Here is a 12,072-nt window from a genome sequence, read left to right on the forward strand (position 1 = left end):
GGCCCTTGGCGGCTATCGTGGTACGGAAGCTTGCGGTCACAACCTGCTAGGGGGAAACCGTGGCGCTGAAGCCCGAGCCCACCGCGCCGTTCCATTCGGTGCAGTACGCCCTTCGCGTCCTCGAGACGGTCTCAAGGCACGGCGGCGGAGTGACCGACGCCCAGATCGCCCGCGAGACCGGTCTTCCGGTCGCCCATCTCTCCTCGATGCTGCTCATGCTGCGTCGCGAGGGGTACGTGGAGCAGGTCGCCGACGGCGCCTATGTGATCGGTGACTCCCTCGTCCTGCTCGGTTCCGGCGCCACGCGCCGCGAGGCCCTGGAGAGCAAGCTCCAGGAGACCCTCACGGAGCTGCGGGACACGGTGGGCGCCGCCGTCTACATCAGCCGGTACATCGACGGCGAGGTGAAGATCACCCAGGTCGCGGACGGCCCGCGCACGCCCAAGGTCAACGAGTGGGTCGACTTCCGCTCGGCCGCGCACGCCAGCGCGGTCGGCAAGTGTCTGCTGACCCAGCTCGACCAGAACGGCCGCCGGGACCACCTCTCGCGTCACAAGATCGCCCGCCTGACCTCGCGGACGATCACCAACGAGAAGGTGCTCTTCTCCAAGCTGGACAGCCAGCCGCCGACCGTCCCGGTGCTCGATCTCCAGGAGTACGCGGTGGGGACGGTCTGCGCGGCGGTGCCGCTGACGGCCGGGTCCGCGGTCGGATGCCTGGCCCTGTCCCTCCCCATCGAGCACGCCCACCGGCTCCGCTCGGCGGCGGACGCGCTGAACCGGCGGGCGGCTCCGGTGGTGCTCTCCCTGGCGATCTAGCCGCCGGGCGGGCGCCGCGCCGGGCCACTGCGGGACCTGCGCGGGGGTGGTCAGGAGCACCCCCGGACAGCAGGTAGTATTAACGCTGTCAGCAGGCGCCGCTAGCTCAGTTGGTTAGAGCAGCTGACTCTTAATCAGCGGGTCCGGGGTTCGAGTCCCTGGCGGCGCACAGACGGAAGAAGCCCCTCGCGGACGCGGGGGGCCTTTTCGTTGTGCCCGCAGGTGGGAGAGGGCGGCGAGGCGGAGCAGCGGCAGCCCGACGACCAGCACGGAGTTCGCCGGGCAGGGTTCACCGAACGGTGACCTCAAATCCGTTGACCTGATCATTACAAGCCCATACGTTCTCCCCCTGGCTCGATCCATCTGGACGGGTCCACACACCGTCCATCGGGGGGAATCCCATGAACTGGTACGTAGACGTACTCAAGAAGTACGCGGTGTTCAGCGGTCGCGCGCGCCGCCAGGAGTACTGGATGTTCACGCTGATCAGCTCGGTGATCAGCATCGTCCTGCTCGTCCTCGACAGGATGCTCGGCACCGGCCAGGTGCTCCAGCTGATCTACACGGTCGCCGTGTTCCTGCCGAGCCTGGGCGTTCTCGTCCGCCGTCTGCACGACACCGACCGCTCCGGCTGGTGGTTCCTGATCGGCCTGATCCCGCTCGTCGGCTTCATCATCCTGATCGTCTTCCTCGCCTCGGACAGCAAGCCGGGCCAGAACCAGTACGGCCCGAACCCCAAGCAGGTCGGCGCCTACTAGTCGTTCGCACGGGAGCCCGGGCAGGCCGTCAGCGGTCCGCCCGGGCTTCCGTCGTTCACCGGCCGAGCAGATCCGCCCTGCCGCTCGCCGCGTACTCGGCTTCGAGCGCCGCGCGGTCCCCGGCCGTCAGGCGGCGGTAGGGCCCGCCGTCGGGTGACCACCAGACGGTGTCGTCGCAGCGGAAACCCTCGCGCCGGAGCGCGACCCGGTGGACCTTGTTCGTCGCCGTCACCGGCATCGCGGGGACCAGACGTATGAAGCGCGGGGCCATCTTGGTGCCGAGGTCGCGCTGCTCGCCCAGGAAGGCCGCGAACGACTCCGGGGTGAAGGACGCGCCCTCGCGCAGCGCGATCGCGGCCATGACCTGGTCGCCCGCGACCGGATCGGGCACCGCGTAGACGGCGACGGCGGCGGCCGCGTCCCAGCGGGTCAGGATGCCTTCGATCATCGCGGCCGCCAGGTTCTCGCTGTCGACCCGCAGCCGGTCGTCCGTACGTCCGGCGAAGTAGAGAAAACCCTCCGCGTCGCGGAAGAAGAGGTCCCCGGTCCAGTACCAGCCGGCACGCACCCGGGCCGCGTCCGCCTCGGGGTTGCGCCAGTAGCCCTCGAAGGGGCTGCGGCCGCGGTTGACGAGTTCGCCGATCGCCTCGTCGCCGTTCAGCAGCCGCCCCGCGCCGTCCAGTTCGGCCGGCGGCCGTTCCTCGCCGGTCTCCGGGTCCACCACCGCCAGATCGTCGCCGGGGGCCGCCCGGCCGATCGCCCGCACCGGGGTGCCGGGGGTCCGCTGGACGGCCGCGCCGCCCTCCGAGGAGCCGTAGCCCTCCACCAGCCGTACGCCGAAGCGCGCCTCGAAGCGGGCGGCGTCCACGGCGCCCGCCTCCGTGCCGAAGCCGAGCCGCAGCGGGTGCTGGCGGTCGCCGGGATCCTCCGGGGTGGCCAGCAGGTACTGCACCGCCCGGCCGACGTAGGTGAAGTAGGTCGCTCCGAACTCGCGCACGTCGGGCAGGAAACGGGATGCCGAGAAGCGGCGGCGCAGGGCCACCGAGGCGCCGGCGGCCAGCGCGGGCGCCCAGTCGGCGATGACCGCGTTCCCGTGGAACATCGGCATGCAGATGTAGTGCACGTCGTCGGGGCGCACGCCGAAGTGCGCGACCAGCGACCGGCCCGCCGCGGCCAGCCTGCCCTGGCTGCAGATCGCCGCCTTGGGCGCGCCGGTGGACCCGGAGGTGAAGTAGAGCAGCATCCGGCTGCCGGGCCCGACCGGTCCCACCACCGCCTCACCCGGCTTCGCGCCCTCGTACGGGGCGAGCAGCCGCGCGTACGCCTCCGTGTCGGTCACCAGCACCCGCACGCCCGGCAGTTCGAGACCGTCGAGCAGGGGAAGGTGCGCGCGCTCGGTGACGAGGACACGGCAGTCGGTGTGCAGGATGTCGCGCGCGAGTTCGGCGCCGCGGCGGGTGGGGTTGATGCCGGCGACGGCGGCCCCGGAGAGGGCCGCCGCGCTCAGCCACAGCGGGAACTCGGGTGTGTTGTCGAGCAGTACCCCGAGGTGCGGCTCTGCGCCCCGGGGCAGCAGCTCCACGAGCAGCGCGGCCCGCGCGGCGGCGCCCGCGGCGACCTGGTGATGACTCAGCGCGAGGTCGTGGCTCCTCAACCCCGCCCTGTGGTCGCCCCATTGCCGCTGTACGAGCTCCGCCACGGTGTCCGCGCTCCGCATGGGGCGGAGGCTAGCTGACTGTCCGTCAGAACTGAACGTCCGAGCAGGCGTAGAACGCGTTCGCCGTGTCGGCGATCGTCCAGACGGCCAGGATCAGGTGCTTGCCGGACTTCCCGCCGGGGATCGTGCCGGAGTGCGACAGCGTGGCGGGCGGCTGCTGGCTGTTGTAGGGGACGGTGAGGAACGGCTGTGACTCAAGGGCCGCCCGGGTCAGCTTCTGGCTCGGGTTCCAGCCGTTCTTGGTGATGTAGTACTTGAAGTCGGTGGTGCGGTGCCGTGCGGTGAACTGCCAGCGGAAGGTGTAGCTCTGGCCGGACGACACCCTGGTGGCGGGCCAGGAGCCGCCGCGCGGGTCGTCGAGCTGGGCGAACTGCCCGTTGCCGCCGGAACAGATCGTGCCGTCGGCGGGGCCGGCGGCCGGGAAGCCCTTGGGGCCCTCGACCGACTGCGGCTCCCATTGGATGTTGCCGCAGTTGGTCACCGTGCCGTTGGCGCAGAGCTTCTGGCGGCTGATCGGGGAGTCGGTGTACCCGTGACTGCTGGCGCTGCTGGTGGCGAGGAGGGAGGCCCCGGCAACGCCGAGGGCCACCACCGCCGTACCTATCTTGTGTCGCATGCTGTCCGCTCCAGAGAACGTGGGGGAGTTCCAGTGACCCGTGCTGCACGCGTGCGGTAGAGCTGATTCCGGTCTAGACCAAGTTCCAATGTAGGAGCGGGGGTTGGCGGTGTCCAGACAATCGGAGGAACGGGTCCAGACCAATTACGGGACCTCGACCGGACCACTGCGGCCCGTGTAGAACGCCACCGTCAGGTCCTTGACCAGGCCCTTGCGTTCGTAGTCGTCCAACTCGACCAGACCACGTGTGGTCAGCCGGTGGACCATGTCGTCGACGGCGTCCACGACGGACGTCAGCACACTGTCCCGGTGCTTGGCGTCGATCGCCGCGATCCTGCGGCGCTGCATCGCGGCCGCGATCTCCGGCGCGTACTCGATCCCGGTCGGCTGGGCCGAGAACACCTCGATGCCCACGGGTGCGCACTCCGCCGACAGCATCCGGGTCAGCGCCTCGCCGACGACTTCCGCGTCGCGCAGCGTCGGAGCGTCCTCGTGGAACGCGTCGGCGGGCAGCTGCGACAGCACCCGCGCCATCGCCGCCTCCACCTGCTCGCGCAGGTAGTCCTCGTGGTCCTCGACGCTGAGCGCCGCGCGGACCGTGTCGCGGACCCGCCACACCACCAGCACGACCACCCGGAGCGCCGTGCCCTTGGCGTCGACGGCGGGCAGCGGCTCGCTGCGCCAGTGGCGCAGCCGTACGTCGACGCGACGGCGCAGCAGAAGCGGGCTCACCCAGACCAGGCCGGTCCGCCGCACACTCCCCCGGTACTCACCGAAGAGCGTGAGCACCCAGGCGTATCCGACCCGGCCGCGCCCGAGGCCGCCCAGGGCGAAGAGGGCGATGATCACGCCGAGCGCGAGCAGGACCCACTGGCCCAGGTGGACGCCCTGGTACGGATTGGAGGGCAGCCCGAGCCGCTGGGTCACCGCCTGGGGCACCGCCCCGGCGCCCCACAGCACCAGCGCGCACCCGCCGAGCGCGGCGGCCCCTGCCACGAGCCCGGTCCACCCGGGCAACACCGGCCCGGGCCGCTCCCTGAGCCTCGGCTCGACGATCGGCACGGCCCGTGCGGAGTTCCGTGACCTGGCCCCAAGCGACCGCCCGGCCGCCGCCCCGGTCCGTCGTACGGCGGTGGCCCCGCCGGGGCGTCCGTTGGCGGCAGGAGCGGAGGGCATCGGCTGGGAATCGGTGGTGGGCGGGGGCGGGGAGGGGGTCGGGTCGGCGGGAGACGTCGGCTGAAGGTCGGCCGCGTGCGGGAGCGGACCGGCCAGAAGCGCGGACCGGGGATCCACCGAGTTCACGGGTGATCCCGGCGGAGGCGCCAGGCGGTGGTCCGTCGCCTTGCGCAACGAGTCGTCCAGAGCGGCGCCCTCCGCGGTCTCGTACCGGGACGCCGCGGGGGCGGCGCCGGTCGCCGGCCCTGGCGGAGAGAGAGGGAATCCGTCGTCCTCTGCGTCGGAGGCGCGTCCCGAGGAGTCGGGAGCCGGGGCGGGCGGGTCGAGGGGGAACTCTTCCCCGGTCCCGCCGGGGGCGACCCCGACCGAGCCGAGCCCGGTCACGAAGCGCACCTCGGGCGCGGGCTCCGTGGGCCGGGCCGAACCGGTCACCGTCGCGTCGTCCGCGGCCCCCGACGCGGCGGGGGCGAGCGGGGGCTCCCAGGAGTCTTCGGCGGATGCGCCTTCCGTCGGCTCGGGAGCCGCCTCGGACGATCCGACCGCCGACGGCGGGGGCGCGTCGCCGCCGCGACCGTCCATGCTCACCGAGCGCGGGTCCGCCGGGTACGAGGCCGACGGTTCCCAGGTTCCAACCGCCGTCGCCTCGGGGGCGGCGTTCCACCCGGCCGGCGGTTCCGGCGTGCCGACCGCCGTCGCCTCGGGGGCAGTGCTCCACCCGGGCGACAAATCCGGCGTTCCAACCGCGGGCGCTACGGGGGCAGTGCTCCACCCGGCCGACGGTTCCGGCGTGCCAACCGCTGGCGCCACGGAGGCCACAGCCGACCCGGCGTAGCCGCCCGGCGCCTCGGCCCTCACCGAACCCGGCGACTCCACCGGACGCTCGCCCGACGGATCCCACGTTCCAACCGCCGTCGCCACGGGGGCAGTGCTCCACCCGCCCGACGGATCCGGCGTGCCAACCGCCGTCGCCACGGAGGCCACAGCCGACCCGACATAGCCGCCCGGCGCCTCGGCCCTCACCGGACCCGGCGACTCCACCGGACGCTCGCCCGACGGATCCGGCGCACTCAGCGCCATCGCCTCGGGAGCCGTGCTCCACCCGTCCGACAGATCCGGCAGACCGACCGCCCTCGCCGCACGAGCCGCACCCTCAGACCCGGCACACCGGCCCGACGCCTTCGCCCTCGCCGACCTCGCCAACTCGACCTGCCACCCGCCCGACAGTTCCGGCGCCCCGATCGCCCTCGACCCGAGGGCAGCACCCCCCGGCCCGGCGTACGTGCCCCAGCCGATCGCCGTCGCCGCCCGAACGGTCCTCCCCCGCCCGGCGTACGGGCCCGACCCGGTCGGCCTCGCTCCCGCGTACCGGCCCCGATCGACCGTCCTCGCCGAGCTCGGCGGATCCGCCGGGCCTGCCACGCGGACGACGTGGGCTTCCCGCACCGGCTTCGCGTAGCCGCCCGACGGGTCCGACGCGGCGGCTGCCCGTACGAACGGGGCCGCCCCAGCCGCCGGCGCGTCGTCCTCCGTCGGGTCCAGGGGCGGCATTGGCTCCGTCGCCGGGCCGCCGTCGTCTTCGTCGTCCTTGTCCGCCGGCCGGGAGGACCGGGGCGCGGACGCCGACAGCATGGTCGGCCCGGACATGCCGGAGGCCGACCTTCCCTCGTCCCGGAACAGCAGATGGACAGGGATCGTCCCGGTCGTCTCGGATCCGATCACCGGGATGCGCCGCACCCCGGTGTCCGACGGTCCCGGGGTGTCCGGCTCCGACGTCGCCATGCTCATGGCTCCCACCTCACGCTCTCACTCGATCAAGGTCAGCGGAACAGCCGGCGCCAGGTCTCGGGGCCGGGATAGCCGTCGGCCGCGCCGCCGCGCCATCCCTGCGCCCTCTGGAACGCCTCGACATTGCGCCGGTCCGCCTCGCTCCAGCGCGGGCCAGGACCGGCCAGGTAGTACTTCCCGAAGCCACGCTTCACCAGCTGGCGGCCGAGCTTCTCGACATGCGGGCTGGAGCGGCCGGGGCGGAAGTAACCGCGGCCGGGGTAGGCGGGCGCGGAGGTCTGGGGGCCCGTGGCGGGCGGGGATCCGGGTGAGCCGGACGCCGCGGCCGGGATGCCCTTGCCCAGCTTGTTCACCAGGAGGCGCCAGGTCTGCGGCCCCGGCAGCCCGTCCGCTTCCGCGCCGCTCCAGCCCTGCGCCTTCTGGAACGCCTGGGTGGCCAGCCGGTCCGCCCCTCCCCAACGGGGCCCCGGGCCCTCCTTGTAGAAACGCTTGCCGCCGCGCTCGACGAGCATCTGGCCGAGACGGGCCACATGGGCGTTGGCGGCTCCGGGCCCGAAGAAGCCGGCGCCGGGGAACGCGGTCGTCTCCGGCCCGCTGCCGCCCGCGCCGGCGCCGCCGACGAGGCCGTTGTAGCGGTAGGCGGTGTAGCGGGCGGAGTTGCTCCAGTACGCCATCGGCGTGGGCTGCTTACGGGCGCGCGGCGGTGCCTGCTCGTAGGCGATGTAGTAGGTGTGCGTGTAGTCGGCCCAGCCGCCGAAGATCGTGACGTGCGATCCCTTGCTCGGGTTGGCGGGGTTGTGGAAGAGCAGGATGTCGCCGGGCTCCAGATCCGCACGGCTCAGCTTCGTCCCATACCGCGCGAGGGTCCCCGTCCACTCGTTGCCGCGCAGGTTCCACGCCATGGAGACGAATCCGGAGCAGTCCTGGCGGTACCCGTCCGACCAGTACTTCGACATCGAGTACGGCACTTTCGCGTCGATCCAGCGCTTGGCGCGGGTGATGATGGTGGCGCGGGTGGTCTGCCTCAGCGACTGTGTGGGCGTGTCGATCCGACTGGCCGTCGACGTGACGGCGGGGGCGGGGATGTCCTGGGGTCCGGCCGAGGGCCGGCCGTGCAGGGGGCCGGTGCCGCCCTGTGGCGTGTCGGGTTCCGGGTCGGCCGCCTCGGGCATGACGGCCCGCTCGGGTCCGGCCGGCGCGAACGGTCCGGCCGGCCGCGCCACGGCGCTCGCGCACTGCGCCCCTCCCCCGCCGAGTACCACGCCCGCGGCCGTGACCAGCACGAGCGCGCGGCGGGCACCGTGCGCCGCCGGGTGGCCGCCGGCTCGCACGGGCAGTCCGAGCGCGAGATCCCGGCGCTCCCTGGCGCATCCGGGGCAGGCGCAGTCGGCGGTGGGCTCGTACTCCTCGAAGACCGGCACGCTCATGCGTTTCCCCTCCGCACTCGTCACGATCTCTTGGCGCTTCCACACGGGCGCCACCGTCTCAACTGTCCAGACGTATGGCATTTTGACTGATTGAAGGTAAAAAGCGACTATCCGACAGGCCGAAGCGGACGGGTATTGGTCGGAACCACCCCGGAGCATCGGGTAAAGTTCTCCAGGTCAGCAGGCGCCGCTAGCTCAGTTGGTTAGAGCAGCTGACTCTTAATCAGCGGGTCCGGGGTTCGAGTCCCTGGCGGCGCACGCAGAGTCGAGGCCCCCTCACCATCGGTGAGGGGGCCTCGGTCGTGCGGCGGGGGATGCGCCGGCTACGCGCTCTCGGTCCGGGCGCCGGCCACGCCGGTGAGATACGCGGAGACCACCACGTTCGCGGTGTACGCGCCCGCCTCCCGGTCGAAGGTGCCGCCACATGTGATCAGCCGCAGCTCCGCGCGGTGCGCCTGCCGGTGGCCGTAGACCTTCTTCGGGTCGAACCGGTCCTTGCTGACGACCTGCACGTCGTCGATGGTGAACTCGGCGACCGTTCCGTCCGCCCGCGTCACCTCGACCTTCTCTCCGGGGCGGGCCGCGCTGAGCCCGTAGAAGACGGCGGGCCGCGTCCGGGTGTCGACATGCCCGACGAGGAGCGCGGCGCCGGTCGCCCCCGGCTGCGTACCCGCGTCGAACCAGCCCACCGTCTGCGGCGTCTCGAACGGCGGCGGGTCGATCGCTCCCCGGGCGTCGAGGCCGCGCGGGATCACGGGGGCGCTGACCCCTATCGACGGGATGTCCACCCGGTACGGCTTCGAGGGGGCCAGCGGTTCGTGGGCCGGAGGCAGGGCGACGCCGAGCGGCCTGCCGACGGCCGCGACGTCACCCGTGGTCGGTGCGGAGCTGCCGCCCGAGCCGCCCGTCGCCTCCTTGCCCCACAGCCACAGACCGAGCAGGAGAACTGCCCAGGCCACCCCGGTGAACAGCCGCTCGGTGCCGGCCGAGCGTTCGCCGGACGGCATGTCAGTCGGTGCCGCTGCGGCGGCGGCGCACACCGCGCACGGCGACGAGCACGGCCGCCACGGCGGCGAGGATCAGGCCGATCACGGTGTGCGGAGTGCCGGGGCCCTGCCCTTCCCCATGGGGAGGCGCGGGAGGGGCGTCGGCGGCCAGAGCGGCCGTCCCCCCGCCGCCGGCGCGCACCGGGGCGACGGGGGTGTGGACCGCCTGCGGCCGCTCGGCCTGCTCGCGGTCCGGCTCCGGGCCCAGGTCCGGGCCCAGGTCCGTGTCAAGATCCGGGTCCTGCCGCGGGGACTGATGCTCCGGCCGCTCATGGTCCTGCCGCGGGGACTGCTGATGGTCTTGCGGCTCAGGGTCCGGCCGCTCCGGGTCCTGCCGGCGGTCCTGATCCGGTTGGGAACCCCTTTGCGCGACTCCGATCCTGAGGGACCCGGCGTCCGCGTGGTCGTGTCCGTCGCAGGTGACACTCACCGGGTACGTGCCCGCTCTGACGGTGGACCTGATGGAGGTGTCCCCGAACAACGGACGACCCTTGCCGTCGCGCCCGGAGAGTTCCACGTCGGCCACGAAAGCCGGGGACTTCACCGCCCCGGTGGTGCCCGTACAGCCCTGGACACGGACGTCCACATCGGCGCCGGCCGTGAGCGGCGCCGGGGTGACCGTGACCTTCACACCGTCGTGGGCGTACGCCGGGGCGGCCGACGCGAGCATCAGTACGGCGGCCGCCCCCACGGACCGAAGGGCAGAGGAGCGGAGAGCACGGGAACGGAGAGCGAACGGGCCTGGACTCATCGTGAACCTCCCAAGGGCAGGTTCCCCCCGTTCCCCGCGTTCCGCATCCGCAAGGCGGCCGGTCGGGCGTTTCCTCAGACGCGGTCGACCAGATCCGCGATCGATTCGACGATCTTGGAGGGCCGGTACGGGTACCGGTCCACCTCGGCCGGTGTCGTCAGACCCGTCAGGACCAGGAAGGTCTCCATCCCGGCCTCCAGACCCGCCAGCACGTCGGTGTCCATCCGGTCGCCGATCATCGCGCTGGTCTCGGAGTGCGCGCCGATGGCGTTCAGGCCGGTGCGCATCATCAGCGGGTTCGGCTTGCCCGCGAAGTACGGGGCCTTGCCGGTGGCCTTGGTGATCAGCGCGGCGACCGACCCGGTGGCCGGGAGCGGGCCCTCGGCGGAGGGGCCGGTCTCGTCGGGGTTGGTGCAGATGAACCGGGCGCCGGCGTTGATCAGCCGGATCGCCTTGGTGAGGGCCTCGAAGCTGTACGTACGGGTCTCGCCGAGGACCACGTAGTCCGGGTCGTGGTCGGTGAGGACATAGCCGATGTCGTGCAGGGCCGTGGTGAGCCCGGCCTCGCCGATGACGTACGCCGTGCCGCCGGGGCGCTGGTCGTCCAGGAACCGCGCGGTCGCCAGCGCCGACGTCCAGATGTTCTCCACGGGGACGTCGAGCCCCATGCGGGCGAGACGCGCGTGCAGGTCGCGGGCCGTGTAGATGGAGTTGTTGGTGAGCACCAGGAAGGGCTTCCCGGTCTCCCGGAGCTTCTTGATGAAGGAGTCGGCGCCGGGGATCGGTACGCCCTCGTGGATGAGGACACCGTCCATGTCGGTGAGCCAGGATTCGATCGGCTTGCGCTCTGCCATGGGGCGGGACTCCTGCCGTACAGGTACATGCGTGCTGGGGACGCCGCGACAGCGCTGTGGCGACGCCCCCAGGGTAGTCAGGATGTCTGGATCTTGACCCCAGGGCGGTGTACGTACCTTTGGCGGGCTGACAGGGGGTCAGCGCCTGCGGCGGCGGGCCACGACGACCAACACCGTGCCGGTGCCCACCAGGAGCGCCGCGCCGGTGGCCGGAATCGTCGTCTCCACCGGCCTGGGGCCCGTCCTGGCCATCTCCGGGGGTGGTACCGGCTGGGGCGACCGCGGGCTGGACGGGACACGTGAGGTGGGCGGGGCGAGAGTGAACCGGTACTCGTCGGACTCACCGATCCAGTCGCCGTCGTCGCCCCTGCGCTGCACGACCGCCGCGGTGACGGCCACCTCGTTCGGCGCGGCGTCCGGGGTGAAGGCAAGACGCACAGGCACGGCGAGGGTCTTTCCGGGGGCCAGGGCGAAGCCGGGGAAGCCGTCGTCGAAGACGCCGACGTTCTCGTCCTCCTCAGTCGCTTCGAAGGCGACGGGCCGCCAGCGGCGGGCCTGGCCGTCGTAGAACTCCATCCGGATCTGCGCGGGCTTGAGGACCCGGTCCCGGTCGGTGAGGGCCACCACGGGGTGAACCCCCCGGCAGGGCTCGCGCGTGGTGTTCCTCAGCTCGACGTGCCAGGTGCGGTACTCCTCACCGGGCCGGTACTCGACGGCCCCGCCCCGCAGCCGTGTCCCGATGGGAAAGGCGGTGTCGTCCACCTCACCGCAGGTGGGCGGCCGGGCGACGCCGGGCGCGCGCTGAGGGACGCCGGGGGGAGCGGCGAGCGTGGGGCGAACGGCAGAACGGGCTGTACGGGCTGTACGGGCAGTGGGGCGGTCGGCGACCGGGCGGGCGAGGGGAGTCTGGGCGGCGGCCGGGCGGTCGGCGACCGGGCGGGCGAGGGGAGTCTGGGCGGTGGCCGGGTGGGCGGCGGCCGGGGACAAGCCGTTGAGGACCACCGCCGTCCCCACGGTCGCCGCGGCGACGCCGATGGCGAGGGCAGTGCGCAGTCGCATGACGGGCCTTTGCTGCTCGCGAGCGGTCGTAGGCCCGAACCTGCCACGGCCGGCCGCCCCCCGCC

Annotated in this window: 11 protein-coding genes and 2 tRNA genes; 5 read left to right on the forward strand and 8 right to left on the reverse strand. The window is 72.8% G+C overall.

From position 1 onward, the window contains the following. The first annotated feature begins 59 nt into the window (after window positions 1–59). The 3 genes from ACZ5VC_RS05505 (at window position 60) to ACZ5VC_RS05515 (ending at window position 1,576) form a co-directional block, all read left to right on the forward strand. Window positions 60–818: an IclR family transcriptional regulator gene (locus ACZ5VC_RS05505; RefSeq protein WP_469118762.1), complete on the forward strand. Its 759-nt coding sequence runs from the start codon at window positions 60–62 to the stop codon at window positions 816–818. Between the two features lie 95 nt (window positions 819–913). After that, window positions 914–987, forward strand: a tRNA-Lys gene (locus ACZ5VC_RS05510). A gap of 232 nt (window positions 988–1,219) precedes the next feature. After that, a complete protein-coding gene (locus ACZ5VC_RS05515; protein ID WP_469118763.1) occupies window positions 1,220–1,576 on the forward strand; it encodes a DUF805 domain-containing protein in 357 nt (118 codons plus the stop codon). A 55-nt stretch (window positions 1,577–1,631) separates the two neighbouring features. Here the strand turns inward: ACZ5VC_RS05515 and ACZ5VC_RS05520 are convergent, their stop codons facing one another. The 3 genes from ACZ5VC_RS05520 to ACZ5VC_RS05530 all read right to left on the reverse strand — a co-directional run bounded on the left by ACZ5VC_RS05520 (window position 1,632) and on the right by ACZ5VC_RS05530 (window position 5,670). Beyond that, window positions 1,632–3,293 carry an AMP-binding protein gene (locus tag ACZ5VC_RS05520; RefSeq protein WP_469118764.1) on the reverse strand — a complete coding sequence of 554 codons (1,662 nt, stop codon included), beginning with the start codon at window positions 3,291–3,293 and terminating at the stop codon, window positions 1,632–1,634. Window positions 3,294–3,318: 25 nt separating this feature from the next. Then, entirely contained in the window at window positions 3,319–3,909 is a 591-nt protein-coding gene (locus ACZ5VC_RS05525; RefSeq protein WP_468710759.1) for a lytic polysaccharide monooxygenase auxiliary activity family 9 protein, read from the reverse strand. 144 nt (window positions 3,910–4,053) lie between these two features. After that, the gene (locus ACZ5VC_RS05530) at window positions 4,054–5,670 is read right to left on the reverse strand and encodes an SPFH domain-containing protein (protein ID WP_469118765.1); all 1,617 of its coding nucleotides are present in this window, start codon (window positions 5,668–5,670) and stop codon (window positions 4,054–4,056) included. A 505-nt stretch (window positions 5,671–6,175) separates the two neighbouring features. Here ACZ5VC_RS05530 and ACZ5VC_RS05535 point away from each other — a divergent pair. Next, window positions 6,176–6,541, forward strand: coding sequence for a hypothetical protein (locus ACZ5VC_RS05535; RefSeq protein ID WP_469118766.1), 366 nt, complete (start codon window positions 6,176–6,178; stop codon window positions 6,539–6,541). Between the two features lie 361 nt (window positions 6,542–6,902). Here the strand turns inward: ACZ5VC_RS05535 and ACZ5VC_RS05540 are convergent, their stop codons facing one another. Continuing rightward, complete coding sequence (locus ACZ5VC_RS05540; RefSeq protein WP_469118767.1) at window positions 6,903–8,297, reverse strand: peptidoglycan-binding protein; 1,395 nt, start codon at window positions 8,295–8,297, stop codon at window positions 6,903–6,905. Between the two features lie 184 nt (window positions 8,298–8,481). On the opposite strand from ACZ5VC_RS05540, the gene ACZ5VC_RS05545 reads away from it, so the two are divergent. Then, window positions 8,482–8,555, forward strand: a tRNA-Lys gene (locus tag ACZ5VC_RS05545). 65 nt (window positions 8,556–8,620) lie between these two features. Here the strand turns inward: ACZ5VC_RS05545 and ACZ5VC_RS05550 are convergent. The 4 genes from ACZ5VC_RS05550 to ACZ5VC_RS05565 all read right to left on the reverse strand — a co-directional run bounded on the left by ACZ5VC_RS05550 (window position 8,621) and on the right by ACZ5VC_RS05565 (window position 12,007). Further along, entirely contained in the window at window positions 8,621–9,304 is a 684-nt protein-coding gene (locus ACZ5VC_RS05550; RefSeq protein ID WP_469118768.1) for a class F sortase, read from the reverse strand. Window position 9,305: 1 nt separating this feature from the next. Continuing rightward, a complete protein-coding gene (locus ACZ5VC_RS05555) occupies window positions 9,306–10,034 on the reverse strand; it encodes a hypothetical protein (protein ID WP_469118769.1) in 729 nt (242 codons plus the stop codon). 134 nt (window positions 10,035–10,168) lie between these two features. Then, window positions 10,169–10,948: an HAD-IIA family hydrolase gene (locus ACZ5VC_RS05560; protein WP_469118770.1), complete on the reverse strand. Its 780-nt coding sequence runs from the start codon at window positions 10,946–10,948 to the stop codon at window positions 10,169–10,171. A 138-nt stretch (window positions 10,949–11,086) separates the two neighbouring features. After that, entirely contained in the window at window positions 11,087–12,007 is a 921-nt protein-coding gene (locus tag ACZ5VC_RS05565) for a hypothetical protein (protein WP_469118771.1), read from the reverse strand. Between the last annotated feature and the right edge of the window lie 65 nt (window positions 12,008–12,072).

This window comes from Streptomyces sp. NPDC033174, from assembly GCF_055577795.1.

Bases quoted from the DNA above. Each gene is read 5' to 3' on its own strand.
- ACZ5VC_RS05515 (WP_469118763.1), top strand. From the start codon at position 1,220: ATGAACTGGTACGTAGACGTACTCAAGAAGTACGCGGTGTTCAGCGGT.
- ACZ5VC_RS05540 (WP_469118767.1), bottom strand. From the start codon at position 8,297: ATGAGCGTGCCGGTCTTCGAGGAGTACGAGCCCACCGCCGACTGCGCC.
- ACZ5VC_RS05565 (WP_469118771.1), bottom strand. From the start codon at position 12,007: ATGCGACTGCGCACTGCCCTCGCCATCGGCGTCGCCGCGGCGACCGTG.
- ACZ5VC_RS05525 (WP_468710759.1), bottom strand. From the start codon at position 3,909: ATGCGACACAAGATAGGTACGGCGGTGGTGGCCCTCGGCGTTGCCGGG.
- ACZ5VC_RS05550 (WP_469118768.1), bottom strand. From the start codon at position 9,304: ATGCCGTCCGGCGAACGCTCGGCCGGCACCGAGCGGCTGTTCACCGGG.
- ACZ5VC_RS05520 (WP_469118764.1), bottom strand. From the start codon at position 3,293: ATGCGGAGCGCGGACACCGTGGCGGAGCTCGTACAGCGGCAATGGGGC.
- ACZ5VC_RS05560 (WP_469118770.1), bottom strand. From the start codon at position 10,948: ATGGCAGAGCGCAAGCCGATCGAATCCTGGCTCACCGACATGGACGGT.